This is a genomic window from Aquidulcibacter sp., assembly GCF_020253525.1.
Lineage (GTDB): Bacteria > Pseudomonadota > Alphaproteobacteria > Caulobacterales > Aquidulcibacteraceae > Aquidulcibacter.
Window position 1 is genome coordinate 1 of record NZ_JADCBK010000065.1, and the last position, 26,513, is coordinate 26,513.

22 protein-coding genes are annotated in these 26,513 nt (G+C 53.2%); 14 read left to right on the forward strand and 8 right to left on the reverse strand.

Annotation, left to right across the window (positions count from 1 at the left end):
* A partial coding sequence (locus tag IOB61_RS08650) for a TauD/TfdA family dioxygenase (protein ID WP_290815266.1) occupies positions 1–154 on the forward strand: 154 nt, incomplete at its 5' end.
* On the opposite strand, the gene IOB61_RS08655 is transcribed toward IOB61_RS08650, so the two are convergent.
* Positions 151–2,352, reverse strand: a complete 2,202-nt coding sequence (locus IOB61_RS08655; protein ID WP_290815168.1) for a S9 family peptidase — start codon at positions 2,350–2,352, stop codon at positions 151–153. The two genes, IOB61_RS08650 and IOB61_RS08655, sit on opposite strands and share 4 nt — an antisense overlap.
* Before the next feature lie 135 nt (positions 2,353–2,487).
* Between IOB61_RS08655 and IOB61_RS08660 the strand changes: the two genes are divergently transcribed.
* Genes IOB61_RS08660 through IOB61_RS08670 form a run of 3 tightly spaced genes read left to right on the forward strand, consistent with a single transcriptional unit; the run spans position 2,488 to position 5,118 of the window.
* Positions 2,488–3,372, forward strand: a complete 885-nt coding sequence (locus tag IOB61_RS08660; protein WP_290815170.1) for a hydrogen peroxide-inducible genes activator — start codon at positions 2,488–2,490, stop codon at positions 3,370–3,372.
* Complete coding sequence (locus IOB61_RS08665; protein ID WP_290815173.1) at positions 3,369–4,139, forward strand: sterol desaturase family protein; 771 nt, start codon at positions 3,369–3,371, stop codon at positions 4,137–4,139. Before IOB61_RS08660 ends, IOB61_RS08665 begins: the two co-directional genes overlap by 4 nt.
* 58 nt (positions 4,140–4,197) lie before the next feature.
* The gene (locus IOB61_RS08670; RefSeq protein ID WP_290815175.1) at positions 4,198–5,118 is read left to right on the forward strand and encodes an alpha/beta hydrolase; all 921 of its coding nucleotides are present in this window, start codon (positions 4,198–4,200) and stop codon (positions 5,116–5,118) included.
* A gap of 2 nt (positions 5,119–5,120) precedes the next feature.
* Here IOB61_RS08670 and IOB61_RS08675 read toward each other — a convergent pair whose 3' ends face one another.
* The 4 genes from IOB61_RS08675 to IOB61_RS08690 form a co-directional block, all read right to left on the reverse strand.
* On the reverse strand, positions 5,121–7,142 hold the full coding sequence (locus tag IOB61_RS08675; RefSeq protein ID WP_290815177.1) for a glycoside hydrolase family 97 protein: 2,022 nt from the start codon (positions 7,140–7,142) through the stop codon (positions 5,121–5,123).
* 78 nt (positions 7,143–7,220) lie between these two features.
* A complete protein-coding gene (gene folD, locus IOB61_RS08680) occupies positions 7,221–8,108 on the reverse strand; it encodes a bifunctional methylenetetrahydrofolate dehydrogenase/methenyltetrahydrofolate cyclohydrolase FolD (protein ID WP_290815179.1) in 888 nt (295 codons plus the stop codon).
* A gap of 84 nt (positions 8,109–8,192) precedes the next feature.
* Positions 8,193–8,483, reverse strand: a complete 291-nt coding sequence (locus tag IOB61_RS08685; protein WP_290815181.1) for a YggT family protein — start codon at positions 8,481–8,483, stop codon at positions 8,193–8,195.
* Between the two features lie 70 nt (positions 8,484–8,553).
* Positions 8,554–9,957: a hypothetical protein gene (locus tag IOB61_RS08690; protein ID WP_290815183.1), complete on the reverse strand. Its 1,404-nt coding sequence runs from the start codon at positions 9,955–9,957 to the stop codon at positions 8,554–8,556.
* Positions 9,958–10,766: 809 nt separating this feature from the next.
* Between IOB61_RS08690 and IOB61_RS08695 the strand changes: the two genes are divergently transcribed.
* The 3 genes from IOB61_RS08695 to galE all read left to right on the forward strand — a co-directional run bounded on the left by IOB61_RS08695 (position 10,767) and on the right by galE (position 13,468).
* Positions 10,767–11,417: a transglutaminase-like cysteine peptidase gene (locus IOB61_RS08695; RefSeq protein ID WP_290815185.1), complete on the forward strand. Its 651-nt coding sequence runs from the start codon at positions 10,767–10,769 to the stop codon at positions 11,415–11,417.
* A 170-nt stretch (positions 11,418–11,587) separates the two neighbouring features.
* Positions 11,588–12,373, forward strand: a complete 786-nt coding sequence (locus IOB61_RS08700; protein ID WP_290815187.1) for a metallophosphoesterase family protein — start codon at positions 11,588–11,590, stop codon at positions 12,371–12,373.
* Positions 12,374–12,487: 114 nt separating this feature from the next.
* A complete protein-coding gene (galE, locus tag IOB61_RS08705) occupies positions 12,488–13,468 on the forward strand; it encodes a UDP-glucose 4-epimerase GalE (RefSeq protein ID WP_290815268.1) in 981 nt (326 codons plus the stop codon).
* Here galE and IOB61_RS08710 read toward each other — a convergent pair.
* Entirely contained in the window at positions 13,440–14,930 is a 1,491-nt protein-coding gene (locus IOB61_RS08710; RefSeq protein WP_290815189.1) for a hypothetical protein, read from the reverse strand. The genes galE and IOB61_RS08710 overlap by 29 nt on opposite strands.
* A gap of 19 nt (positions 14,931–14,949) precedes the next feature.
* Positions 14,950–16,236 carry a cell wall hydrolase gene (locus IOB61_RS08715; protein ID WP_290815191.1) on the reverse strand — a complete coding sequence of 429 codons (1,287 nt, stop codon included), beginning with the start codon at positions 16,234–16,236 and terminating at the stop codon, positions 14,950–14,952.
* Positions 16,237–16,554: 318 nt separating this feature from the next.
* Between IOB61_RS08715 and IOB61_RS08720 the strand changes: the two genes are divergently transcribed.
* Positions 16,555–18,024, forward strand: a complete 1,470-nt coding sequence (locus IOB61_RS08720) for an O-antigen ligase family protein (RefSeq protein ID WP_290815194.1) — start codon at positions 16,555–16,557, stop codon at positions 18,022–18,024.
* Here the strand turns inward: IOB61_RS08720 and IOB61_RS08725 are convergent.
* Positions 17,999–18,631, reverse strand: a complete 633-nt coding sequence (locus tag IOB61_RS08725) for a hypothetical protein (protein WP_290815196.1) — start codon at positions 18,629–18,631, stop codon at positions 17,999–18,001. The genes IOB61_RS08720 and IOB61_RS08725 overlap by 26 nt on opposite strands.
* A gap of 631 nt (positions 18,632–19,262) precedes the next feature.
* Here IOB61_RS08725 and IOB61_RS08730 point away from each other — a divergent pair.
* From IOB61_RS08730 to IOB61_RS08755, 6 genes are all read left to right on the forward strand, one after another.
* A complete protein-coding gene (locus IOB61_RS08730) occupies positions 19,263–19,838 on the forward strand; it encodes a sugar transferase (protein WP_290815198.1) in 576 nt (191 codons plus the stop codon).
* 149 nt (positions 19,839–19,987) lie between these two features.
* Positions 19,988–21,118, forward strand: a complete 1,131-nt coding sequence (locus tag IOB61_RS08735) for an SLBB domain-containing protein (RefSeq protein ID WP_290815200.1) — start codon at positions 19,988–19,990, stop codon at positions 21,116–21,118.
* Positions 21,119–21,422: 304 nt separating this feature from the next.
* Positions 21,423–21,872, forward strand: coding sequence for a hypothetical protein (locus IOB61_RS08740; protein WP_290815202.1), 450 nt, complete (start codon positions 21,423–21,425; stop codon positions 21,870–21,872).
* A 137-nt stretch (positions 21,873–22,009) separates the two neighbouring features.
* On the forward strand, positions 22,010–23,365 hold the full coding sequence (locus tag IOB61_RS08745; protein ID WP_290815204.1) for an outer membrane beta-barrel protein: 1,356 nt from the start codon (positions 22,010–22,012) through the stop codon (positions 23,363–23,365).
* A gap of 171 nt (positions 23,366–23,536) precedes the next feature.
* A complete protein-coding gene (locus tag IOB61_RS08750; RefSeq protein WP_290815207.1) occupies positions 23,537–25,765 on the forward strand; it encodes an AAA family ATPase in 2,229 nt (742 codons plus the stop codon).
* A 51-nt stretch (positions 25,766–25,816) separates the two neighbouring features.
* Positions 25,817–26,338, forward strand: coding sequence for a transcription termination/antitermination NusG family protein (locus tag IOB61_RS08755; RefSeq protein WP_290815209.1), 522 nt, complete (start codon positions 25,817–25,819; stop codon positions 26,336–26,338).
* Positions 26,339–26,513 lie beyond the last annotated feature (175 nt).

Sequence of the window (26,513 nt, forward strand, 5' to 3'; positions counted from 1 at the left end):
AACTAACGATGCTTACACTACGCGCTTTGTTTGGCAGCCCGGCTCAGTCGCGTTCTGGGATAATCGGGCAACATGGCACTACGCCCTCAATGATTATCACGGTGATTTTCGTCTCATGCATCGCATCACCATTGAGGGCTGTCCGTTGGTTTAAGCTTTGCCAACACACCAAAGCGCGAAGGCGTGGCTGTCGGCTACTTCTTTCAGGCGGTCAAAACGACCGGATGCCCCGCCGTGGCCTGCTGTCATATTTACATCAAGTAGGAAGGGACCCGCGTCTGGGCTGAGTTCCCTAAGCTTTGCCACCCATTTGGTTGGCTCCCAATAGGTCACCTGACTGTCTGACAAAGCCGTCTGAGCAAATAAGGGCGGATAGGGCTTGGTGCCTACTTGGTCATAAGGGCTATAAGCCATCATGTAATCAAAGGCTTCTTTCGATTTGATTGGATCACCCCACTCGGTCCATTCTGGCGGGGTAAGGGGTAGCTCCGCGTCGGAAATTGTGTTGATAACATCGACAAAGGCGACACCACCAATAACCCCTGCAAAAAGCTCTGGGCGTTGGTTCATAACAGCGCCCACCAAAAGACCACCTGCTGAGCGGCCTTCAATCACGATTTGTTTGGGAGCCGCAAATTTCTGCTCCACAAGGGCTTCCGCGGCCCTGGCAAAGTCTGAGAACGTATTTTGCTTCTTCATCAGCTTGCCATCTAGGTACCATTGATAGCCCCGCTCTTTGCCGCCGCGAATATGCGCGATGCAATAGACCATACCACGATCGACCAATGGCAGACGCGAGATAGAGAAACTTGCAGGCATGGAAATGCCATAGGACCCGTAGCCATAGAGCAGAGCTGGTGCGGTCCCATCGATCGGCGTCTTCTTGTGGTACAGGATCGTCAGCGGAACGCGTGCGCCATCGCTGGCAACCGCCACTGTTCGCCGCACCACGTAATTGTTCTTATCGTGTCCCGATGGGATTTCTTGCGTCTTGCGCAAAGTCCGCGCTTTTGAGTCTAGGTCATAATCCCAGGTCTCGGTCGGGGTGGAGGGCGAATTATAGGTAAAGCGCAAAGTGGTTGTCTTCCACTCAAAGCCACGCAATACCGACAAATCATATGCTTCCTCTGAGAAGTCGATTTGATGTTCTCTGCCGCTTGCCATATCCCTAACCGTCAAGCGGGGTAGGGCGTCGACCGATTCTTCGCGTACCATATGGCCAGCGTAGAGGTGCACAGACTCAATAAAGCGGCCTGCTTCGTGTGGGATAAAGTCTGCCCAGTTGGCAGCATTGGTCTTGGTAACGGGTGTCTTCGAGATCTTGAAGTCCGTGGCTCCGCCGGAATTGTTGCGAATATAGAAATGCCCGCCATGATGATCTGGAAGATATTCTACCCCCTTCCGATACGGCGTGAACCTCTTGGGTTTCGCTGTTGGCGTGGCTAAGGGCAGGAATAAAACGTCGGAGCTTTCGCTTTGTGAACGATAGATGATCAGATATTCCCCAGAGGCGGTTTTGCCGATACCCGTCTGGAAAGATGCGTCCTTCTCTTCGAAGATCATGACGTCAGTCTTCGGGTCTTCGCCCACGACATGGCGCATGATTTTGGCAACGCGGAAATTGTCATCTAGCAGACAATAGAAGCAGGTCCTGCCATCCTTGGCCCAGACAAGACCTGCAGAGGCACCTTCAATCCTGTAGGGAAGGTCCGAACCATTCGCCATCGCACGGAAACGCAAGGTAACCTTATTGCCGCCTTCATAGTCGACAAAATAGGCCAGAATGTCATGTCCTGGGCTTTGTTCCCAATCCTGCAGGCGCCAGAATTTTTCCCCTTTCGATTCTTTGTCTCCATCGATCAGGACCTGTTCAGCACCTGTGGGTTCGCCGGTCGCTGCATCTACGGATTTACGGTACACGATTGGATATTGCCCACCCACCCGAAAACGGGTCGCATAAGCCCAATCGCCATCGCGGGCTGGTACGCTTGAATCATCCTGTTTAATTTTGCCCTTTAGCTCTTCAAACAGTTCTGTGCGCAACTTTGCGGTTGGATCTAGAAGGACGCTTTTTGTGTAGGCATTTTCCGCCTCAATGTGGATGCGTATTTCCTCGCTCAACTTTGAAGGTTCATCAATCACAGCTTGCCAGTTAGGGTCGCGCAGCCAATGATAGTAGTCCGTGCGCATCTGGCCATGTTGCGTGATCTTATGGGCTACCTTCTTGGCAATCGGCCCTAGCGGCGCGCCACGGCGTGGGGCGGTTGATTGTGCGAAGGCCGGTAAAGCGACTGAAGTGGTCATGGCGACACCTGCAAGTAGAACAGATCGACGGTCAAATGATTGTTGCATGTTATTCTCCTACACGCGTGGAGGCGTAACTCTACGTAGGACGGGCATGAGCGATCCCAACATGGCCGTCAAGTTGCATTTCGGTCATCTTGAAGGGGATAATGACAATCCTGCGGTTTGGGGTATAGCAATTCGATGTCTCAACCAACGTTACGCCAACTATCCTTTCTGACTGCGATCGCAGATCATGGTTCGTTCGTCGCCGCAGCGGAACAATCACTCGTGACCCAGCCGTCTTTATCGGCCGCGATAAAGGAGTTGGAGGCGGTTCTTGGCGCGAAACTGATTGAGCGTGGCAGAAACGGTGCCACCCTGACCCCTGCAGGCGAAATAGCCGCTTCAAGAGCGCGCGCCATCTTATCTGCTGTGGATGAGTTAGGTGAGGCCGTACAAGGTGCGGCAGAACCTTTGACGGGTCCTTTTCGCCTAGGGGTAATCCCAACCATTGCGCCCTTCTTTCTTCCGAAAGTTTTGCCTCGCGCCAAAGAAGCTTTTCCGAAGCTAAAGCTCTATTTGCGTGAGGACCTTACAAGTCGATTGATTGACGGATTGCGTGCCCATACTCTTGATGCAGCTTTGATCGCCTTACCCTATGAAGCCCAAGGGATCGACACGTTGCCACTCTTTGATGATGAGTTTTTGTTCGTCGGGCCGGCAAACCACCCGCTGTCAAAGAAGCCAGTTCTTTCAGCTTCTGACCTTGAAGGAGAGTCAGTTCTGCTGCTTGAGGATGGCCACTGCTTGCGAGACCACGCTATTGGAGTGTGTGGCATGACACGTCCTGGCCAAGAGGAAGTTCGCGCGACTTCCTTGTTTACATTAGTACAAATGGCTGCTGGTGGGCTGGGTATATCACTTTTGCCAAAAATGGCGGCCGATGCGGGCATTGTTGCAGATGGCTTGACCATTCGTGCCTTTACGCCACCCGTAATTGGCCGCCAAATTGGTCTTGCTTGGCGACGGAGCTCCGGCCGCTTGATCGAAATCAAAGCACTGTCTGCCATTTTGAAATCGGCATGACTGACGCGTCGCTGCGCCTTGCAACAACATTGGGCTTATTCGCCTTGTTTGCCGTGCTTGAATGGGTGCGCCCGGCTCGGCCGTCTCAGCTAAGTTTAACGCGGCTTATTCGTCATGGTGCGCTATCTCTTCTGGGGTCATTTCTGTCGCGTCTTGCTTTAGCTGGCGGCTTGGCATCGGTAGCAGGCTTTGTGCACTCAATTGACTTTGGCCTCGTCAATTGGCTGCAATTGAGTGGTTTCTGGGTTTGGATTGCGTGCTTCCTGATATTGGACTTTGCGGTTTGGGGACAACATGTGTTGAGCCACAAGGTTCCGTTTCTTTGGCGCATGCACCGTCTGCATCATTCTGATGTGGTGATGGATGTGACGACAGCATTGCGATTTCACCCGCTCGAAATTCTCGCATCGCTGATATTCAAGGCCGGGGTTGTCGCGTTACTGGGTGCACCCCCTGTCTTGGTCTTTGCCTTTGAGCTGGTTCTGGGTGCCGGGGCCCTTTTCACCCATGCAAACATCGAACTTCCCAAACCCATGGATAAAGCGTTGCGCTGCATCTTTGTGACCCCAGCAATGCATTTGATCCACCACAATCCAAACCCCAAAGCGACAAACAGCAATTATGGCTTTAGTTTCTCGATCTGGGACCGGCTCTTCCGCACCTATCGGGGCCATTGTCCGGCTTCATGCTCTGATATTGGTCTTGAAGAATGGCGTGATCCGAGAGATCAGACGCTCAAAGCTATGGTGCTAAATCCTTTTGCTTAGGTCTTGGTTGTATCCTTGGGCGGTCTGTAGCACGCTAGAGCAAATCAGGAGAAACAAGATGGGCCACGAAGTTCCAGCATCGATCAGTCAGGCAGAGATTGCCGCTGTCAAAACCCAAGTTCAGGCAATGACCGATCAGCTTCGCGAGCCGCCTAGCATCATGCAGTTGCGTGAAAGCTATGATGCAATGGGGCAAGTCTATCCAATCGCTGAAGGTGTAACTGTGACCACAGTCAGCCTTAACGGGGTTGCCGCCGAGAAGCTTACCGGCACCATAAACGGCGACGATGCCACTTTGCTTTATCTTCATGGCGGTGGTTATGGCATTGGCTCGCCCTCCAGCCATAGGCATTTGGTTGCCCAATTTGTTGCAGTCGCCGGCGTGACCGCTTACTCGGCCGATTATCGCTTAGCGCCAGAACATCCTTTTCCAGCCGCGGTTGACGATGCCGTTGCGGCTTATCGCGCCCTGCTGGACCAAGGTATACCGGCTGCCAGTATCATTATCGCAGGCGATTCTGCCGGGGGTGGTCTGACCGTGGCCACTGCGGTCAAATTGAAAGCAGAGGCTTTGCCTCAACCCGCGGGTCTATTCATCATTTCACCTTGGGTCAATCTTCAACAAGAAGGGGCAAGCTATGCTGCTAAAGCCAACTCTGACTTCATTGTGGATATGGCCAGCCTTGAGCGTTGGGCGTCGCTTTACTTGAATGGCACCTTAGCAAGTGAACCCCTTGCGTCTCCGGTGCTTGCAGATCTATCTGGTCTCGCACCCCTCCTCATCCATGTTGGTTCCGAGGAAGTTCTTCTCGCAGATTCTCTGCGCTTAGCTGAGGCAGCCGGGATGGCTTTAGTTGATGTGACTCTCAAGATCGTGCCATATATGCCGCATGTTTTCCATTATATGTGGCCGCAAGTGACTGCTGCCCGCATCGCTATCGGCGAAGCAGCAACCTGGATACGGGCGCGAACGACTTAACTCTATTGAGCAACAAACCTTATTGCTTGGCCACCACCAGGGGCCAAGCGAATGTCCAAGACAGTATCCCGCGTCACAACCCGTTCTTCAAAAACAATATTGAGCGGGTTTTTGTCCCAATCGGCACCAGGTCCGTCACGATAGATTTGGGCCTTATAGGTCCGACCTGCATCGAGAAAAGTAAGAGGTGTCTTGAGGCGCCGCGCGTGTTCATCTGTGATTGCGCCCAAATACCAATTGTCGCTCGCGCGATCCTTACGGACGATGGTGACATAGTCGCCGACCTCGCCATTTAAGGCCCGCGTTTCCGACCAATCGACGGGTACGTCTTTGATGAACTGGAAGGGCATCGGATTGGCAAGATAATGCTCTGGCAGGTCAGCCGCCATTTGAACGGGACTATACAGCGTGACATAGAGGGCCAATTGTTTTGCAATCGTGGTACGCGCCCGGTGGCCCTTTTGGGTAGGATTGATGGCGAAAATGCCCGGCGTGAAGTCCATGGGGCCAGCTAGCATTCGGGTAAATACAAGATTGACTTCATGCTCTGGCGGGTTCTCTGGATTGCCCCAGGCATTATACTCTTGGCCGCGGGCTCCTTCGCGAGAGACCCAGTTTGGGTAGGTTCGACGCAGCCCCGTGTCCTTAATCGGCTCGTGGGCGTTGATTGCAATTCTGTGGTGAGCGGCGGTTTGAACGACGCGCAGATGGTGTTGTGCGGCCGCTTGACCATCATGCCATTCAAATACAATTTGGCCATCAGGACCGCGATAGCGTGCACCGCCTGCGTCGGCGACGTATCCAGTCTTTACGCTATCTACGCCCAAGCTTTCATAAAGCGCAAAAGCTGCTTCCATCTGGGGTTCATAATTGGCGATGTTGGCTGCCGTCTCATGGTGGCCCACCAAACGTACCCCTTTAGACCGTGCATAGTCTGCGACAGCCTTTAGGTCGAAATCTGGATAGGCAGTGGTGAAATCAAAGCCTGTTTGGCCGCCAAACCAATCGCCATCCCAACCCAAGTTCCAGCCTTCGATCAAGACACCGCGAAAGCCGTGTTCGGCGGCAAAATCGATATGGCGTTTGGCATTTTCTGTGGTCGCACCATGCTTGGGGCCGCTGCCCCAAGTCGACTTATTGATGTGCATCTCCCACCAGATGCCGACATATTTAAATGGCTTTACCCAAGACACATCCCCCAAGGCGTTGGGTTCATTAAGGTTCAAGATCAAATGGCTCATGACAAGCCCGGCCGCGTCATCGCTAATCTGGATTGTCCTCCACGGGGTGGAGAAGGGTGCGCTACGCACGACTTTTGCCCCCCGCGAACTCGGTGAAAGAGCTGATATGAATTTTGTGCCGCCAACGTGGCGTAACCACATGGCGGAGTAGTCCACCAAGGCAGCTTCGTGAAAGGAAAGGTGCAGGCCACTCGTCGTCCGCATCGTGATGGGAGTATGGGCTTGGCCTACCTCGCGGATTGGCGTGCGATTATAGAGATATTCGTAGCGATTCCATTCCCCAGCTGGAATCCACCAAGCCGTACCATCTTCGGCAAGATTGAATTCGGTCATTTCCTCGCTGATTGCGACGTGTTTCAAATCTGGTTGGTCTGGGAAACTGTAGCGAAAGCCAACGCCGTCATCAAAAACGCGGAAGGTGACAGAGAATTGCCGCGGCTTGCCTCTACCATCTTGAAAAGTGACGGTCAGCTCGTTGTAGCGGTTCAGGATCGACTTAACTTCGCCCCAAGGCAACTCCCACTTCTCTTCAAAGGATCGGGTGCTATGGCTGACGGCGGATAAGGAGCGGTCGAATTTGGGTGCGTTTGTAAACAGAAAGCCCATCTTTGACCGGGTAATCACAGGCTTGCCGGAATAACTGATCTGATAGGTGGCTTCACCAAACGAGCTGCCAACCTCGACCACAATCTTCCCATTGGGGGAGGTCGTCTTAAACGACGGATCTGCGAAAGCGGGACTCGCCCAGATTAAGCATAAGCAGGCGATCAGAAAACGCAGCATGAACATTCCCCTAGAGACTGGTTTAGCTTCCAACTTTGTCGCACATTAGGTTTTTCTGGCAAGCGGGTCTTTTGGGCCTTAGCCCACAGTCCACCCGCGTCGTGCACAGGCCGCTTGCACTGTGTTTTGCAAGAGGCAGGCTATGGTCATTGGCCCGACTCCGCCCGGAACCGGTGTGATGGCACTGGCTACCTCAAAAGCTTCATCATAGGCCACATCCCCGACTAGGCGCGTTGCGCTAGGCCCCTTGGCCGGATTATCGACCCGGTTGATCCCAACATCAATAACCGTCGCGCCGGGCTTAATCCAATCGCCCTTGATCATCTCTGGGCGACCAACGGCTGGCACCAAGATATCGGCTGATCGGCACACAGTGGTGAGATCACGCGTGCGGGAATGCGCCAAGGTCACTGTGCAGTCCTCAGCCAAGAACAGAAGGCCAGCTGGTTTGCCGACTAGAATGGAACGGCCGACCACGACCACATGTGCGCCTTTGAGGTCGGTTATAGTGCGCTTTGCCAATATGACGCAGCCCGTAGGCGTGCAGGGGCGCAGGCCCGGACGACCTAGAACCAACCGCCCAGCCGAGACTTCGGTTAATCCATCGACGTCCTTGGCGGGATCGATGCAGGCAATTACGGCATCGCTATTCAAGCCTGCAGGTAAAGGTAATTGCACCAGAATACCATCGACCTCTGGGTCAGCCGACAGGGCTTTGACATGGTTTTCGAGTTCGGCTTGACTAACGCTTGCAGGGAGTTTGATCTCTCGCGAGATCATACCAGCCGCTTGGGTTCGTCGGCCTTTATTGCGTACATAGACTTGGCTCGCAGGATCATCACCAACAAGCACTACGCATAAGCATGGTGGCGCGCCGTAGCTTTGAACGAGACGCTCGACGTCGCGCGCAACTGCTTGATCGACCGCCTCTGCTATGGCTTTGCCGTCAATTATCCGTGCGCTCATCGCAAGTCCTCACTTTAGGGTCTGTGAGGGGGTTCTCTATCCTGTATGGCCCTGTCCGAACAAGGTCAGGGCGCTGTGTTATGATCAGAAAGGAATGAGAGGAACAGCGAAGTTTTGCAGAAATTGAATGCCAATAATCAAGGCAACTGGCGACAAATCGACACCACCAAGGCTTGGTATCACTTTTCGGATCGGGTTAAGCGCCGGAGTCGTCAAGCGCTCACACGTGTCATAGATGGTGGCCACGAAGCGATTTCGCAGATTGATGACATCAAAGGCAACGAGCCAGCTCATCACAGCACCTGCAATGACGACCCATAGGTAGAGACCCAGAACTGTACCCGTAAGCCACTCAACTGGACCTGGTGCACCCATGACTTTTCTCCTCGCGTGGCCTATTTGCCTCCACTTCCAGATTAACAAGTGGGCGAAACCACGCCTCAATTCAAGGGGTTTGCTGTTGATCGCGTTCAAACCGAAGTGACAGGGCTGCCTGCAAACGGTAAGTGTTTGCAGGTGATGGAACTTGCTGCGGTGGTGCGCACGCCAAGGTCCGGGCAATTTCAGCGTGCTTTGCAAGCGTCGCAACTGGTTCAACCACCGTTGAAAAAGGCAACCCACTTGCGGCGAATAGCCTTGACCTAGCATCAAATTGAAGCGCGAGAAGGAGCCTAGGCTCATTTGACTGACAGTCTATACTATAGGTGCTGATGCTTCTGCTGCTCCACAATCCAGAGGAAATCTTGTGTCGTGCCTCGCTCTTTTCCTCGCTGTCTATGATCATTGTTATGGTTGTCGAGCGGCCCTCCTTGCTGGCAGACGCCGCATAGATGATTGTATGGTTGGGTTCTGCGGCGGCAAGTCGCCAATTAGTCTCCTCTAAGGCTTTGATCTGGATTGAATATTTGGCTTCACAATCACTAAGCCTAGGAAGCGAAATGGTCGTATTGCCTTCTATACTGGGGTTGAAATCCGCAGGACCTTTCGCCGACAGGGCGAGCAAGAGTACAACTTGGCTATTCGTTTGGCTGGGGTCAGTGCCTGTATTCGGAGTGAGGTTCCAAGAGGGCTTCTTTGGGTCTGGACCGTACGATTCCACTAAGCCAGTAAACGCTGCTCTTTGACATAATGTTAGTTCGGATTGAGACTGGAGTGATTTGCTTTCGTTCATGACGGTAGCAGCTTGCTTGTCACTTTCCGCTCGCCCCCTCAGGATTGGCCCCTGAGTTGCAGAAGCTGTCCGCTCGCCTCCAGCCCTTTGGGGGGCTTTGGCTTGCAGTTCCACGAGTGCGGCCTTGGCGATTTCATTTTCGGGCATTAGCAGCAAGGCCTGATTCAAATACTCCATCGCTTGTACCTGATTAGGTGGCCCAAACATGCCCATTTTATGCATAAGTCCCAAGTTCGCGCAGGCCATGGCGTTCTCCGACTGGCAAGCGCGCTCCATAAATGCTCTTCCAGCCTTTGCGTCTTCGGCAATACCAATGCCTTGCACCAGCATTAGGCCGATGCCTTGGCATGCATTCGCGTTGCCAAGTTCACAGCCGCGCTTAAACAAACCCGCACTTTGCTCAGGTGTAGCGAGTGAGGCTTGACCTTGAATGATCAATTCGCCCGCAAATGCGCAAGCTATTGCCGTCCCTTCTTGGCAGGCACGGTCCGCAGATAGAAAGGCTGCATCAACCACCCCTTGGCCAATCGCAACTTGTGCGCTAACCCAGTGGCTGTTTCCGCTTGTTGTTGTGCTGCCGACACTGCCCGTTTTGGGATCAGATGCTTGAGCTTTTACTTTAAGATTACACGTAAAAGCCAACAACAAGATCGTCATCGCAAACAAAGGTATGCGCATTGATTTATCTATACCTTTCCGCACTAACGGCCCCGACAAGAGCTTATACTAGTTGGCAGATTAATGGGAATACGAATGATTCATGAGCCCATTTATCGGCAAATATCTGTTTCTTCATGGCTGTAAAAATGAGTATTTTATACTTGGTGATCACGGTTTGTGGCCATGACAATCAGTCATCATCAGCTCTAAATCTAGAAAGTGCACAATTTTTCAGCGGAATGGCCGCCTAAAGGCTTCCTTGATATGAGTTTGTTCTTAAATATCCATAATTTTAATCAATTATAAATCATGTATTTGATATTTAATCGCCGTATTGATAGTATTGGTAGGTTTTTTGTAAAATTTTATCGAATATAAAACCCAAGTTTTATTAAGTTCATGCGAGGCTGCCCTCATCTGATGGGGATAGTTTCGTGCAGTTACGCTCACTCCGCTTTTTTCTGTTAAGCCCTTTGGTTTGGCTGGCAGCCGCCTGTGCGACCGTTCCTCCCCAATCTCAGCAACAAGCGTCAAAAGCCTATAGCGCCTCTCTGCCGACCGGTGGCAGCGAAGCTAGCCCCGTTGAGCGCGGGGCTCCGGTAGAATCTATAGTTCTTCCAACGCGAGCTTTTCAGGGCCCCACGAGGCAGGTGGATAGCTCAAGCGGTTTCAGCGCTGCAGGTGGACAACGCGCAACTGTGCATGCGCTTGGCTTTGGTGCGCCTGAAACGGCCCCACAGGGGCTCTTGGACTTTTGTGCCCGGCAGCCTAGCGAGTGCGATCAGTCAAGCCCTGCTTGGAATCATCGCCAGCAAGCTCATGGCTTGATGCTTGCTAGTTGGGGGCCAGACCTATCTGATTTGCCGTTGGTTTCTCAGTCAAAGGTTAACCGTGTAGGGCCCATTCGGAGTTTTGCTGCAACCTCAGCCGACATTGAAGTGATCAACCGCGTTAACCGTCAAGTCAATCGGGCGATGGTTGGGGTTACCGATCAGGCGGCTTTCGGTCGAACCGAATTCTGGACAATGCCGCTTTCTGCGCCGGAAGTTCGCAGCATTCGAACCAAGCCATTAGCTGACTGCGAAGATTTCGCGTTGGAGAAGCGGCGAGCCTTGATAGCCGCTGGCATTCCTCAGTCTTCAATTTACTTAGCAGTTGCCGTTTCGCCTCGAACTAACCTGCACGCGGTAGTTATTGTGGCTACAGACCGCGGTGATTTGGTATTGGATAATTTGAACGATTGGCTCTTAGGTTACCAGGAAACCGGCTACACGTGGGTTAAGCGGCAGTCGACGACGTCGCTGTTGGATTGGACGGATGCCCGTGTTGCAGTTCAGGCTGGTGTTCAATCGGCGCGCGTTTCCCAGCCGGATCGAACCTATAGTGAAGCTCAAGCAACCGTTACGAGTGCAGCGGATGACTGGTCCACGCCCCGCTGGCGCGACACGACTTCACAAACAGCCCGAGGCGGTCGGTAAGATAATCTGCGCACCGTAAGTCCGATCGGCCATTTGGTTTTGATCTTGGCTTCACGGTTGCTGCTGTGGCTCGCAGCACCATTGCCTTCGCAAATGATCCCAAATTGTATAGAGTGTTTGCAACGACCGCGGATACAGATTCCAGTGGTTTAGAAGGTGCATTTGGGTAAATGTCTTTTTGGAAATGGCTTCGACAAGATAAGGCGCGTACCCAATTTATGCCTGATGGCAAGATCGCCTATGCTATCGGTGACATACATGGCAGCGTTGGCCTCTTGCACGCGATGCTGGACATGATCATCGAGCGCCATTTGGCAGACGACACCGCAATCAAGCCCAACATTGTTTTCTTGGGCGATTACGTCGATAAAGGTGATGATCCAAAAGGGGTTGTAGATGCCTTGATTCAAAGATCAAAGGATCAACGCTTCACGTGGATTTTCCTTAAGGGCAATCATGAAGATGCGCTCTTGACGTTTTTGAAGTATCCCGAGTTCGGACCTCAGTGGCTGCAGTTTGGTGGTGCACCGACTTTGCTGTCCTACGGCGTAAACCCGCCTACGGCTCGCGCGGAGCCAGAAACTTGGGTTGAGACGGCAGAGGCGTTTTTGGGCTCAATTCCGTCCGACCACATTGAATTTTATCAGAATTTAGGCCTCGCTTATCGCTTGGGTGGCTATTTCTTTGTTCATGCTGGCATTCGACCGGGCAAGCCGATCGAGTCGCAGAAGGATCAGGACCTGCTCTGGATTCGGAGCGAATTCTTAGAAGACCGGCGAGCGCTTCCGGTTGTCGTTGTTCATGGCCATTCACCGGATATGGAGCCTTATTCAGACCACCGCCGAATTGGCGTTGATACAGGTGCGTATGCAACTGGGCGTCTGACGGCAGTGCGGCTGGAAGGAGAGCGGGTTGACTGGCTGCATGTTACGCGGGCGGACATCAAGGCTGAATGAAACCAAGTTAGAACTCTAAAGGCCAAAACTAATCGGAACAGCCGCGATTAGCTGATTAATAGGATTTTACTGAGATAGGTTCGAGCCTCACGGGCTAGTTGGGAAAAAGGGGCAATCAAAGTGCGCGTATTAGTTGTCGGAGGAGCGGGCTATATTGGAAGTCATGCCTGTAAGGCCCTTCACAAAGCTGGCCATCAGCCTATCGTTGTCGACAGTCTCGTTTATGGCCACAAACAGGCGGTCAAATGGGGGCCGCTAGAAGTCGGCGACATTAGCGACGGGAATTGGTTGGACAGCGTGTTCGCGCGTTACAATCCCGAGGTTGTCATGCATTTTGCTGCTTTCGCGTATGTCGGCGAATCCGTAACTGATCCGGCGAAGTACTATCATAACAACGTTAGTGGCACACAATCACTGCTGGACGCGATGCGGCGCAATCACGTCTGGACCCTGATTTTCTCGTCCACTTGCGCCACCTATGGCGAAGTGACTAAGCTGCCGATTGAAGAAGACACACCCCAAGTACCCATCAATCCCTATGGCTATACGAAATTGATCGTAGAGCGCATGATGGCTGACTACCAACGAGCCTATGGCTTGGCTTGGGTTGCTCTTCGGTACTTTAATGCTGCTGGTGCTGACCCAGAAGGTGAAATTGGCGAAAGTCATGACCCAGAGACACATGCCATTCCCTTGGCAATTGCCGCGGCTTTGCGAAGCGGCGACGGATTTAAGGTCTTTGGATCAGATTATGAAACACCCGACGGGTCGGCTCTTCGCGATTACATCCATGTGTCCGACCTCGCGGATGCGCATGTGAAGGCAATGGACTATCTATTGGGTGGTGGTGCCCCGACGGCTTTCAACTTAGGCACAGGCACGCCAACATCGGTTTTTGAAATCATCAATGCTGTCAGCCGGGTAACGGGCTCGAATCTCCCACATGATCTTGTCCCGCGTCGCGCCGGGGACCCCCCAGCACTCTATGCAGCCGCCAACAAAGCAAAAGCCTTATTGGGCTGGGAGCCGACGCGATCTGACATTGATACCATCGTGAGAACGGCAGTTAATTGGCATCGCCAGCCCGCCTATTAAGGGCCAGAGAGCTATAACTGTATTCTTTGGGGGTGTAGTTGGAATTTCGACGACGCGGTTGGCGTGAGAAACCTGCAGCTGCAACCAAGGCGGTCCACTGAAGAAGGCCAATACCACTCATTGTGAACACAGTGGCTTCCCCAATTGCGCACAAGATAAACAAGATCGCCATTGATCTCCCAATTGAGCCCGTCGCTGCAACCCGCGACAAGACCCAGAAGAACAAACCAAGCCAGAACGGTGCTCCGAGTATCCCGTTCTCTTCCACAATGGCGACGAAGCTATTGCCCTTGTCAGACAAAATGATGAATTTACCTTCAGTCTTCAGAATGTGGAGGTTCTCGGCGGCAACAGCGGGATCGATTAAACGTGGGTCCGACGGAACCGCGAAACCAATTCCAGTTGCCAGATTGTCTTGGATATTGGCAAAACTTCGAGCTAAGGGACCGCTTCTTGAACTGGCGTAGCCCTCTAAGCTAAACACCTGCTTTTCCGCGCCTGGCTCAACTTGAACCACTGAAGTGCTGCTAGCAAACCAAAGTGAAGTCACCACGGCGGTAACAAAAACTATGGCGAGCATATGTTTCTTGAGTTGAAAGAGCACACTCCGGCGAGGCGGACTGTGAAGCGGCTTCAGGATAGGCAGTTTGTGCGCGCCACGTCGCAACAACTCAAACAGGGCAACAACAAGGATTGCAGCTAAACCCGTTCGACTCCATGCAGCCCATATCAAGGCAGCAGCCCCAAAGGCCCCTCCGATCCGCAGCCAAAGCGGCAAACGTCTCAAATTCAGCATCAGAAGCGCCATAGGGGCCATGCAAAGCCCAAGAATCTGTGGCTGCCAAACCACTCCATTGAGGTCTAAGCGATTGTAGTCAAAACCATTGCCTTGGAAAAATACAAAGGCGGATCCGATGGCCAGAGCCAATAAAGTACCGGCTACAGCATATGCACCTTCATAGGCATGGGTCGAGGGGCGGAACAAATTGTCGAGCCAAGCCAAGAGAATGAAAAGAGGAACCAAAAACTGGGCCAGGCCGAGCATGCTTGTCTGGGGGTCAGTTGTCGTGGACACCGTTAAAACAACTGCTAATGCGCATCCGCCAAACGCCAGCAATGTACTGCCGTTAATTCTCCATTGACCTAACGTTAGAAGGTAACATACTTGAAGGAAGGCAGTTCCAATCAAAGATTGTTCTATGAAGGGGGCCTCGGCTTGCAGTCCGAAAAGCGACAAACTTCCTTGCGGAAGGATTGCAGCCATACTAAGCAAAGCGAGTATAGAAGTCGCGGGCCGCATCATCGTGATGCAAAACATCGCAGCCAAAGCGCAACTCAGCCAAGGGTTGACCATAATAGCAGTGCCACTAATCAACCCGATCAAAGTCGATCGCCAAAACACACTTGGGCGCGTTCTGGCTTTCCAGTTTACTGTGGCGGTCAAATGGGGAAGTGCGTTCATACGCTTTGCTCATTACCCACTATAGGCCGTCTAGCGCCCGACTCTTGGGTGCCTCACGCCGTGTTTGTGGCAGGGGAGCCGTAGCGGGGGATGTCTGAGCGCTTTGCGGCAGAGGTGACGGGTTGGTCGCAATTTTTGGCTTGGGGATCAAAGTGGCAATGTCTGGATCAGGCATAAGGCCATCCTTGCCCGGCTCTGGCAGTGTAAAAGGGGTTGCCGCTTCTAGGGAATCCCCGCCGTCGACAGAGGCTTGTTGTGATGCAAGCGACTCGGCACGAGCCAATGCTCGTGCTGTGGGACTGAACTGATTGGGGTCTTGAGTCTGAGAAGCAAAATTTCCTGCGCTTGTGCCTCTTAACCCACTTACATCATCTGGTTTTTGTGAGAGCGCCGCCGCTGCTGCTGCAGATAGGATCTCGCCTTCCGCTGCACCGAGCTCAGGCGCAGTTGCCGCCGCTTTAGCTGGCCAAGCTTCTTTTCCTGCATAGGTGTTGGTAAAGGCGATCGGCGTGCCGCCCTTCCCTTTCCAAGTGTAGAAGATATGCGTCCCGATTTTGGTCAATTTTTTTAGTGTCGGGGCCCATTTAGGCGCAACCCAGTCGGTATGATAGTGGGTTGCAAGACCAACATCGGCTTGAACATACCCTGTGAGAGCAGCATACGCGACGCTTTGGGACGCGCGCCAGCGCCGCCCGGAAGGCGGCTTACGAAGTGCGCCATCGCAGGTGAATGTGAATTGGCATCCCGTTTTGCGCTCAGACCCTTGGAAAACTACACCGCAAATAGAATGGGGCCAGGCTGGGTGTCGCATGCGGTTAATCACGACCTGTGCAACAGCGTGTTGGCCGTTAAGGCTTTCTGATCCGGCTTCATAATAAACGGCTAAGCTCATACAATGAAGCGCACGGGCTCGGTCAATCGGCGTGCTGGCTGGCAGAATGAACGGGCGTGCCGCTGGACCTACTTCGGGCGCGAATGGCAGGGACTCGTTGAATTTGCGTGCTTCTTCTTTTGAGATGTTGGCATAGACAGAGGGGTTGTTCACCGTTTCTTCAACGTTGAATTCGGCCAAATTCCAATCTGGCCTATCGGTCCCAAATGCTAATTCTAAAGGGTCGTCCGGAATTGGAGGCGCAGCCGGAAGTTCTGGCAGTTTATCAATGCCATGTGGTAACTTTGGCTCAGGATTGTAGCTGGTCCAAATTAACACACCCAATGAACCGAGCACGAGGCTTGCTAGGCTCGCCAAGGCGATCAAGGCTGGCGTGCGGTTTGGGCGTGGCCTGAAGCCTCCTGGAAAATTCATCGATGTTACACCCGATTACCGAAGTTTGGACACCTGCTGGGTCCAGAAATGAGAAGTCCTACGAAAGATAAGCAATTTCGATGCCGCCAATGAATAAGACTGTTATGATTGCACCAGACCACGCATCGGGGGTTGATACCAATCTTATACCTTATTGAGGCCTAGATGAACCCTGCCTTAACCTGACATTGCTGCGGGCATGCTTTGAGTTCCACATCTCTGGCCTTGCTAGTTAAACGCCAATAAGGCAAATGCGGCCAATGTGAAAAGATCACAACTGATCGGGCATAGGATAGATGCCAGCTGGAGACTTGGATAGTGAAAACTGGATCATCCAAACGACTTCAGGAGACCAGTAATGACCTTCGAAGCAGTACGATAGCCATGCCTCGCAGACCTTCGGAATTTGAGCAGCTTTGGCAGGAAGTCATCCGTCCGTGGCTATGGCCAAGTTTGGTGGTCGGCCTACTCTTCGCATCAATTTACAGGCAAGGCGCAGAATCGCCGCTTGATACGATGTTGTTATCAACTGCTGCATCAACTGCATTGGTCCTTGCCTTGTTAGATCGAAGCAATTTGGACGCTTTAGCAAAGCTGCGAGACTGGAAATGGGCAGGCATAGGCCTTTTGGCAGTTTGGATGATTATGATCATTCAATTGCTTCCAATCCCTTTCCTATCGGGAAATTTGGAGCTCTGGGGACGCAGGGATTCGGTTACAGTAGATCCTGATCTTACCTTCCGTGCGATCGTAGCAATGGGGTCTGCGGCAGCGTTTTTTGTGTTTGGTGCGCTTTTTGCCGCTGACCGCCAGCGGCGAGAAATTGTGTTGCTGCTCGTAGCGATCATGTTGCCATTTCTGTTTTTCCAGGCCTTTGATGGGTATCTTTCGCGGGTGGCTCTTTTTGACTTACCGGATCAGCGAGCCTCGATAAGGATGGAAGGCACGTTTTTGAATGCCAATACTTTCGCAATCATGATGGTGATGTTCTTTGCCTGCAGCGTTGGTGTCTTCTTGTCGGAAAGCCGAACTTACAAAGGCAAGGAGAGGGTTTGGGTCCGAATTCTGGCGCTGCTAATCGCAGTTGGTGCTGGCTATTGCATCTATCTCACCATGTCCCGCGCGGCGTGGCTTCTGTCCTTTGGAATTTTGTTTGGCTTAGCTTGGCTTTTGCGTCCGGCCTCTCGCGTTCAAACCAGTCTGTTCGGGTTTGCTGCCTTGCTTGTTTTGCTAATCATTTGGAACTCTGCTGAGCAATTGGGTCTATCAATTAGACCTTTGGACTTAACACAGGGGTTCGACGGTAGGTTTAGTGATTGGCAGCCGGGTCTCGACCTAACAGGTACGCGCCCAGTTTTGGGGTGGGGTGCGGGTACATTTGCGCGCGCCATGGAGCCATTCCGCGATACACCAATTGAAGCTTCATCGCTGATTGTGATCACGCCACAGAACTCAATTCTTTTAATCACATCCGAAACGGGTGTGCTTGGTTTGGTGGCGTGGACAATTTTGATTGGCGGCATTTGCATATTCGCCGCAAATGGATTGCGAAATCGTTCTGCCGCGCCTACTTTGGCAGCAGCTTTACTTCTTGGGGCAATGGCTGCCGCTGTTCAAAGTCTCTTCGACTTCCCTATGTCGATACCTGCCATTGCAGCTTTGTGGTCGTTCATACTCGGGTATTGCGGTGGGCTCGGTGGGAAGACTCCCCGAAAACAACGAACGCGTGTTGTTGGCAATTCAGGGGGCAAAGCCCGCAGCCTCAACCCCCGGCACACTTCTGTTTAGCTCGTTCGAGCCTTAGAGCGGTAGCTAACGCGGCACCTTGCCCAGCTGCTGCAACAAAATCTAAAGTTTTTTGTCGTCCCCAGCGCATGCATAGGTTCTCGGCATCAGCAAGTGCCAAAAGCCGCGCCTCCGGAGCCAAGCGCCCCCATCCAGCTGCTGCAATCGAAAGCCGCCAGTCTTGAAGTGTGACGTCATGTGGTGCCAGCTTGTACCAAGCCAGAAATAGGTCGTTGAACTTATCTGGCGTTTCCGGTTTACGAAGAGCCAAATAGGTCTCCCTCATGCGGATTGACGGTCGCATGGGTGCTAATTGTCGAGCACGCCTCAAGGCCTCTCTTGCTGCAGTCGCATTAGCATCGATATTGAGCTTAATCAGACGGTCAGCCTCTAACTCCCACAGGCGTGCATCGCGTGGTTCTTTAAGGTCAAGTGCAGCTTGGTCCATCTTGGCCTTTGCCGATGGACCCAAAGCAAGTCCAGCATAGATATCAAGGCCGATAGCGGCTCGCTCACCACGCCACGACTGAAATGCTAAGAAGCTCCCAGCGATCACCAAAGCCGTCCCAATGGTAGTAATCCCTATGGTGCCTATGCCAATCGTGCGCATTTGCCTTGCCTTCAGATTTCGTCATCCAACGAATGCATGTTTGGGTTCCAGATAAGGATATTTGAATGAACAGCAATGGACTAAGTCATTTTGGAGCCGATCTTTAATCACTTCAAGCCGATTAGCCATTTTGGGTTCCGTATCTGAATTGCCACATTATTAATCAAAATGAGCTGAAAGCGATTTTGCATTGACCAATTTGTCATCTCTCCCGGCTCAAAATATTTCAAGTTTACCTAATGATTGTCATGTTCAAGTACCGATTAAATAGGGGCTTGGCTCTATTTTAATCTCAAATTTTGGCGATGTCTCCACCATAGGTAATCCGATTCATCATGCGACAAGTCAATCCTTTTGTACTTGCGATTTTTTCCTGAAAACATCATTGAGGACCTGCTAGGGACAAGCATAGAATTTTGTGAGTTTATTAATGTCACGTCGTAGAGCTGGATTGGTGTCGAATGCCTCAGGGCGTGGATTATCGCGCCTAACCATTACCCAAAAACTTGATGCCTCGAAAATCACGCCACGCCTCGTTGGTAAGAAGAGGTATGAGAGGATGAGGGGAAGGGTTTTGAGTGTAGAGAGGTTGGAGGGGCATTATGGTGAGGGAGACGTGTTGGGTGCGCGTGTGAACGGCTATGGTGCGAAGCGTTGGTTTGATTTGGGGGTGAGCGGTTCTTTATTGTTGTTTTTGTTGCCATTTTTATTATGTGTATGGATAGCGGTGAAGGTAACGAGTAAGGGTCCTGGTTTATATTGGTCGCGTCGGGTGGGGCTTGGTGGCAGCATGTTTATGATGCCGAAGTTTCGGACGATGCAGGTTGAGGCTCCATCGATGCCGCGAGAGGCGTTTGATGCGACATGTGGATATTTGACGCCGATTGGTCAATTTTTGAGGAAGCTGAGTATTGATGAGCTGCCGCAGCTTTGGTCGGTTGTTGTTGGGGATATGAGTTTGGTGGGTCCGCGTCCGTTGTTGGGGAATGATCCGACGACGAAGATCCGGCGGACGTTGTTTCCGGAGTGTTTTAGTGTGCGTCCTGGGATTACGGGATTGGCGCAGGTGAATGGTCGCAACAGTGTGAAGCCGAAGGCGAAGGCGCGTTATGATGCGTTTTATGCGGTGCATTGTCACGCGGGGATGGATTTTCACATATTGTTGCGGACGGCGGGAGCGGTTTTGGACTTGCGTCGGATATTGTAATTAACTGCTCGCGGGTTGGAGCCTGTGAGGAAATCAGAAAGAGAAGAAACAAAAATCAAATGGGCTGGGGCCTATGAGAAGATACCCGAGCGGGTTGGAGCCCGCGAGAAAACTAATAAGGAAGAGCAATGCTTGTATCTGGTGAGGGTATGAAGAGAGTTTTAGGCGGTTTGTTGCTGGCTTTGTGCGTGGTGATGAGCGGTCTTGGGCTGAATGCTGGCTTTGGGCTGGCCGGGGCTCAGGCTCAGAGCCAGAATCAGGGTCAGGCACAAAGACAATTTGTGCCGCTGGTTCGTGCGGGAGAGAACCAGACGGGCATGCAGCAGACATCGGGTCAGGTGTCTGGAGAGGAAGCGAGCGCGGCTAGCGGTTCGGGCACGGGGCTGGATTATGTCTTGGCTCCCAACGACCGGGTGCGGTTGATTGTGTTTGGCGAGGCGGATTTATCAGGCGAGTTTGTGATTGATTCTGCCGGGATGGCGTCGTTGCCCTTGGTGGGAGAGGTCCCAGCGGCGGGGATGAATTTGCGCACGTTCCAACGCGAAGTAGAGCGCCGCCTGAGAAATGGCTATTTGGTCGATCCGCGTGTGAGTGCGCAGATATTGAACTTCCGTCCGATCTTTGTGTTGGGGGAAGTGAAGATGCCGGGTGAGCATCCGTTTGCGTCGGGACTGACATTGTTGAATGCGGTGGCCCAAGCGGGGGGTTTTACACCTTTGGCCAATACCCAGCGTGTGTTTATTCGCCGGGAGGGTTCGGCTGGTGAAGAAGAGGTCGTGGTGCGCAGTGGCGTGCCGGTGATGCCGGGGGATACGATCCGGATCGAGAAGTCGGCGATGTTTATTTATGGCGAGGTTCGCACTCAGGGTGAGCAGCCTATTCCGCCTGGATTGACGGTACGTACGGCGGTGGCCCAAGCGGGTGGCTTTACGGAATTGGCCGATACGCAGACGGTGTTTGTGAAGCGTGCGGGCAGTGATCAGGAGATTGCGGTGCCGTTTGATTCGGGTGCGTTGGTACAGTCTGGGGATACGCTGCGGGTGGATAAGTCATCGTTCTTCATCATGGGGGAAGTGGCGAGTACGGGCGAGTTTCCGATGCGTCCTGGCCTGTCTGTGACGACGGCGGCGATTTTGGCGGGTGGATTTACGACGCGTGCAGATACGCGCACGGTATTTATTCGCCATGCGGGAGAAGCAAAAGAGAAGCGCTATCGACTGACCAATGATTTGGTCGTGAAAAAAGGTGACACGATCCGAGTACCTGAGAGGTTTTTCTAAAGCGCGTTTTGATCCGCAGGATCAAAGTTGCGCGGTAAGACAGACTGAAGCGCGTTTTGATCCGCAGGATCAAAGTTGTGCGGTAAGACAGACTGAAGCGCGTTTTGATCCGCAGGATCAAAGTTGCGCGGTAAGACAGACTGAAGCGCGTTTTGATCCGCAGGATCAAAGTTGTGCGGTAAGACAAAGCTAAAGGAACAGCTTTTGTTTCTTTAGGTAAGACTGGACTCTTAAAGGTTGCTCATTGATAATAACTAGGCAATTGCCTGAGAGCTGACTGAGAAGTCAGGTGGGGATATTGGTAATGATAAAGAAACTGATGATTGGCCTAGCTGGAATGGCAGTTCTTGGTCTTGGTAGTGTTGCGGGTGCGGCAGAAACATCCCAATCGCTACAAATGAAGTTGATTAGCGCGATCCAAGCAGCGGCTAGCGCGAACCAGCCTGTAGTGCCTGCCGTATCGGCGACGATTGAGGCTTCAGGGGCCAGCTCTGCGGTTGTGGTTGATGCGTTGACGCGCTTGTTGAACCAATGCCCATCTGGGGAATTGCTGGAGGAATTGCGCAAGCGGGCTCCAGAGCGGATTCCTTTATGGTGCAGTGAAGGTGATCAAGCAGGGCTTCGTGGCTTGCGGTCATTGACTTTGGCGTCTTTGGGGTCGGCAACGGGGGATACTGGGGGCGGTACGGGCCTGCCTTTGCCGCCAGCTGGAACCGGTGCCAACACAGGCTCAAGCCATCAACCAGCGCCTTGATGAGGCCTCTGATGGGCTAGGACCCATTGGAGAGAAGGACTTTTGAAAGTCTGGTTGTAACAAAGTTTATGGGGACAGGCTTTAAGTCTGTTGAAGATCAATCCGACGCTGGAGACAGCGTGAGTGTGGTGAACGAGATGATGCGAACGATACAAATGGGACTGGTTGCTGGCCTTGTGGGTCTGCCGAGCTTGGCTTTCGCTCAGGTTATTAACCCCAATCCAACCCTGATCCAGTTTGGAACTCTGCAAGCGGTTGGCTCGAGCACATCGGTGTCGAGCTATCGTGGCCAGTTTGTGGATCGGGGTCGTAACAGCGGCGTACGCGATAAGCCGCGCGCATCTGCCAGTGGCTTGCCATTAGAGCCGGTCAATGTGCGTTTGGGTGCCTTCATCCTCAGCCCGACGATCGACTATGATACGTTCCAGACCGACAATGCCAAACGGGCCAGCACCAATGGCCAAAGCGATACGGGCTATATCATTCGTCCGCGCATGACCTTGGCCTCCAATTGGAGCCGCCATGCGGTGAGTTTTGGGGCAGGGGTTGCGGGTACGGTGTATCAGGATTTCTCGACCGAAGATTCAACCGATCTTGAGCTGCAGGCTGCTGGACGCCTAGACATTCGTCGCGGGGCTAATTTGCAGGCGGCCTATCGCTATTATGAAGGTACTGAAAGCCGCTCGACAGCCGGTTTGCCCGTCAATGTGGCAGAGCCTGGTCAGTTTGAGTCGAGCGCTTTGACCGTAGGTGGTGTGTGGGAACTGACCCGCACGCGTCTGTCGGCCAATGTGGATGTCAGTGACGTCAGCTTTGATCCTGTGCCTTTGACCAATGGCACCACCTTGTCGCAGATTGACCGGAATTCGGAAGGGGCAGCTTTGACCCTGCGCACCGACTTTGCGCTAACACCCAGCACGGCGATCTTTGCCAGCGGAACTTATGGCACGCGTAATTATCAAGAGCGCACGGGTGGATTATTCCCTTCGCGGGATTCCGATCAGAGCCAAGCTATGGTTGGGGTCAATTTTGACTTGTCCAATTTGGCGCGCGGCGAGCTTGCAGTTGGCTATTTGGCGCAAAGCTTTGATGCAGCCCTTTATGATGACAGCGAAGCTTTTGGGTATCGGGCGGCTGTGGAATGGTTCCCATCGACTTTGCTGACGGTCGGTGTGGTAGCTACGCGCAACATCACCGATTCTCCCGTTCAAGGTTCAGGTTCAGCCATTACGACCGGTCTGGGTGGGCAAGTGGATTGGGACGTGCGTTCCAATTTGGTACTTTCGGCTCGCGCGCAACGTGAGATATTTGAGTATGATAATGTTGTGCGCCGTGACGAACGTACCACTTTGACGGCTTCGGGGGCGCTTTTGCTCACCCAATGGCTGTCTTTGGTGTTTAACGTCACCAATGAGAAGCTTGAAACCAACAATGCGGCTGGCCTGAATTTTGAAGAGACACGCTACGGCGTCCGTCTGTCGCTGCGGCGTTAAGCTTCCATAGGGTTCTTGAGGCATCTCAGGACCTCTAGAGAGGCCTAAGCTGGTCGAAGCGATGTGGAGCGTTCCAATTTGGGATGGCCACATTGTATCATAGCAGAATTCAAACTGGGCTGACTGAGACATTCTCAGCGCGCCTGTGTCAGTATGTGATTGGAGTTAGTAATGTCGGACGCAGCCTCGCTGTCGTACTCAAACGCCCGTGCCACCCGAATTGCTCCTAGTGATGACGGCTCAATCGGGACGATGGTAGATACAGCGTTTAATCTGCTGCGTCGTCGCTGGCCGATTTTGCTGGCAGGCATTGTGTTGGGACTGGTGCTTGGCTTTGTAAAAACAGCCGTGACCCCAGTACGCTATGTCGCCTCAACTTCCATTCTGATTGAGGATCAGAGCAATCAGATCGCCAGTGAAGATACCGCTGCGGTTAAAGCGGTTAGCCCGCGTCTGTCCAATGAAGTGCAATCCTTGCGGTCGCCAGCTTTGATGGAGCGGGTGGTACGTCAGTTGAACCTGCAGAATGACCCAGAATTCAATCCTTATTTGTCCTATGAAGCCCCCGCTGCAACTTCTCCTGCAACTGCTAAGCCTGCAGCCCCCGATCAGCCTGCTGTGCAAGCGCCTGACGCCCGCCATGTTGAGATAACAAAGGTTGTTCTAGCCCGCGCCCTCAATGTTGAGGCCGTTACAGGCAGCACCGTCATCGTCATCAAGATGACAGCGTCTAATCCCGTTAAGGCTGCCCGGATCGTTGATGCCGTCGCAGAAGGCTATCTGGCCGAACAACTGGATTCCAAACTCTCCACGACCCGTCAGGCCAAAGTCTGGCTACAACAGCAAGTGGATCAACTAGGTGCCCAACTCAAGCAACAATCGGCCGCCCTGCAAGCCGAACGTGCTTCCAGTGGTCTCAATGTTGGTGGCGCAGGCGGAGGCGTCTCCAGCTTAGCCGATCAACAAGTCAGCAGTCTGTCGGCGCAATTAAGCCAAGCCCGCGCCGATGTGGCTGCCCGCCAAGCGCGTGGATCCTCAGGCTATAGCGGCCCAAGCGGCGTTGACTCATTTGAGTCTCCCGCCGTCCAAGCCTTGCGCGTCAGCGAAGGCGAAGTCCAACGTCGCATCTCTGAACTTTCCGTGCGCTACGGCCCATCCCACCCCCAAATGCAAGTCGCCCGCGAGCAGCTCAACGACATTCGTCGCCAATTGCAGCAAGAAGTGGCTCGTGCCTCACGCGGCACCTCTAACGAACTTCAAGTTGCCCAACGTCGTGTTGCCGCCATTGAAGCCGAACTGGCCCGTTGGACTGCTGTTCTAGGCCGCGACACCCGCCGCGCCTCGGTGCAACAACAATTACAAAGCCAAGTCACTGCTACAGAAGCCACCTATCAAGGCTATGTGCAACGCCTGCAGCAAATCACCGACCTTGAAAAGCTCCAGCGCCCCGACGGCCGTATCATCGTGCGCGCCCAAGTCCCAGGTCGACCAGACTCGCCTAAGCCTGCCCAAGATCTCGCCCAAGGTCTGCTGGCCGGCCTCGCACTGGCCGGTGCCCTCATCGTCCTGCTCGAAAGCCTCCAACGCGGCCTTCGCACCCCGCAAGCAGTTGAAGACTGGACCGGGGCACCCTGCCTCGTCTCCGTCCCCAAACTCACCCTGCGCGAAGTCAAAGACCTCGCCGCAACCGGCGGACAAGGCCCGGCTGACTATGTCGCCGTCAAACCCCTCTCGCTCTATGCCGAGGCCCTGCGCCAACTGCGCGCCGACCTCATCCTCGCCCCAGATGGCGAAAAAGTCCCCCAAGTCATCCTATTCTCGTCAGCCGTCGCCGGGGAAGGCAAGTCCACCACCGCGCTCGCCTTCGCCAGAACCCTCGCCATGTCCGGGGCCAAAACCATCCTCATCGAAGCCGATATTCGCAGGCCAACCATCGCCACGATCGCCGGCCTCGAAGCCAAAACCAATCTCGTCGATGTCATCAATCATCATGACCGCCTCGAGGCCGCCCTCTCGCGCGACCTCCTCACCGACCTCGACATCCTGCCAACCCAACCCATCAACGACCGCACCGGCGTCGATCAAGCCCTCGAGCGCTTCTCAGGCCTCCTCGATACCTTGCGACCCCACTACCAATTCATCGTCGTCGATACCGCACCCGTACTCGCCGTCGCCGAAACACAAACCATGGCCCGACAAGCCGACGCCGTTATCCTCGTCGTCCGCTGGGGCGCAACCACCGGCGACGCCATCCGCATCGCCGTCCACGAACTCCAATCCGCCCGCATCACCCCACGCGGCGTCGCTCTCAACTCCGTCGACTTCAAAGCTCAATCCAAATACACTCGTGGCGACTCCGCATCTTACTACAACTCTTACTCCAAATATTACTCTTCTTAACCATTCTAGTGCTAACCAATTCGCCTTAATGCGTGTGTGGAGTGCGTAAAAATGGACGAGCAAAGCGATCTGGATCGCAAATCAGATTGGTATTTGGTCCATACACATTCTGGGAAAGAGAAGCTGGTTGTTGACCATCTTGAGCGGCAAGGCTACCGCGTCTTTCTACCCCTACACATCAAGAAGATAAAGGTTGGACGGAAAAGCAAAGAGGTCACCGCGGCACTGTTCCCCGCGTATTTATTCGTCAGCTTTGACCGAGCCACACAGAATTGGCGGCCAATTAACGGCACGTTTGGCGTGAAGCAGCTTGTTTGCTTCAACCAATGCCCAGCAAAAGTTCCGGGCGAGATCATGGCTGCTTTGTTTGCCCGCGTGGAAGGCGGCGGCTTGGTTCATCCCATGCCCATTCTCAGCACGGGGGATAGGGTTCGGATCGCGGATGGTCCCTTTGCGGGACAGATTGCAAAGATTGAGGCATTGCCAAGCCGAGAACGGGCGCGACTGCTCCTCGACATCATGAGCCAGTGGGTTCCTATTGAAATCGATCAAGCCTCTTTGGAATTAGCCTGATAAGTTTCCGTATTGCTCAAATCTTGGTCACATAAAGTCGGTAATCGGGGCACGTGGCATCCAGCTCGTTGTTGGCACTGTCTTTGCTGTTCAAAGGCCCGATCGGCGTATGTCTAAAAATACTACATATCTGTCGGATATGAACTAGAAGCTCGCTAATCAGGTGGTGGGCAAG

Bases quoted from the DNA above. Each gene is read 5' to 3' on its own strand.
- IOB61_RS08700 (WP_290815187.1), top strand. From the start codon at position 11,588: ATGTCTTTTTGGAAATGGCTTCGACAAGATAAGGCGCGTACCCAATTT.
- IOB61_RS08655 (WP_290815168.1), bottom strand. From the start codon at position 2,352: ATGCAACAATCATTTGACCGTCGATCTGTTCTACTTGCAGGTGTCGCC.
- IOB61_RS08665 (WP_290815173.1), top strand. From the start codon at position 3,369: ATGACTGACGCGTCGCTGCGCCTTGCAACAACATTGGGCTTATTCGCC.
- IOB61_RS08755 (WP_290815209.1), top strand. From the start codon at position 25,817: ATGGACGAGCAAAGCGATCTGGATCGCAAATCAGATTGGTATTTGGTC.
- IOB61_RS08685 (WP_290815181.1), bottom strand. From the start codon at position 8,483: ATGGGTGCACCAGGTCCAGTTGAGTGGCTTACGGGTACAGTTCTGGGT.
- IOB61_RS08690 (WP_290815183.1), bottom strand. From the start codon at position 9,957: ATGCGCATACCTTTGTTTGCGATGACGATCTTGTTGTTGGCTTTTACG.
- IOB61_RS08670 (WP_290815175.1), top strand. From the start codon at position 4,198: ATGGGCCACGAAGTTCCAGCATCGATCAGTCAGGCAGAGATTGCCGCT.
- IOB61_RS08745 (WP_290815204.1), top strand. From the start codon at position 22,010: ATGATGCGAACGATACAAATGGGACTGGTTGCTGGCCTTGTGGGTCTG.
- IOB61_RS08710 (WP_290815189.1), bottom strand. From the start codon at position 14,930: ATGAACGCACTTCCCCATTTGACCGCCACAGTAAACTGGAAAGCCAGA.
- IOB61_RS08735 (WP_290815200.1), top strand. From the start codon at position 19,988: ATGAAGAGAGTTTTAGGCGGTTTGTTGCTGGCTTTGTGCGTGGTGATG.
- IOB61_RS08750 (WP_290815207.1), top strand. From the start codon at position 23,537: ATGTCGGACGCAGCCTCGCTGTCGTACTCAAACGCCCGTGCCACCCGA.
- IOB61_RS08725 (WP_290815196.1), bottom strand. From the start codon at position 18,631: ATGCGCACGATTGGCATAGGCACCATAGGGATTACTACCATTGGGACG.
- IOB61_RS08695 (WP_290815185.1), top strand. From the start codon at position 10,767: ATGCTTGCTAGTTGGGGGCCAGACCTATCTGATTTGCCGTTGGTTTCT.
- IOB61_RS08715 (WP_290815191.1), bottom strand. From the start codon at position 16,236: ATGAATTTTCCAGGAGGCTTCAGGCCACGCCCAAACCGCACGCCAGCC.
- IOB61_RS08740 (WP_290815202.1), top strand. From the start codon at position 21,423: ATGATAAAGAAACTGATGATTGGCCTAGCTGGAATGGCAGTTCTTGGT.
- folD (WP_290815179.1), bottom strand. From the start codon at position 8,108: ATGAGCGCACGGATAATTGACGGCAAAGCCATAGCAGAGGCGGTCGAT.
- IOB61_RS08660 (WP_290815170.1), top strand. From the start codon at position 2,488: ATGTCTCAACCAACGTTACGCCAACTATCCTTTCTGACTGCGATCGCA.
- IOB61_RS08675 (WP_290815177.1), bottom strand. From the start codon at position 7,142: ATGCTGCGTTTTCTGATCGCCTGCTTATGCTTAATCTGGGCGAGTCCC.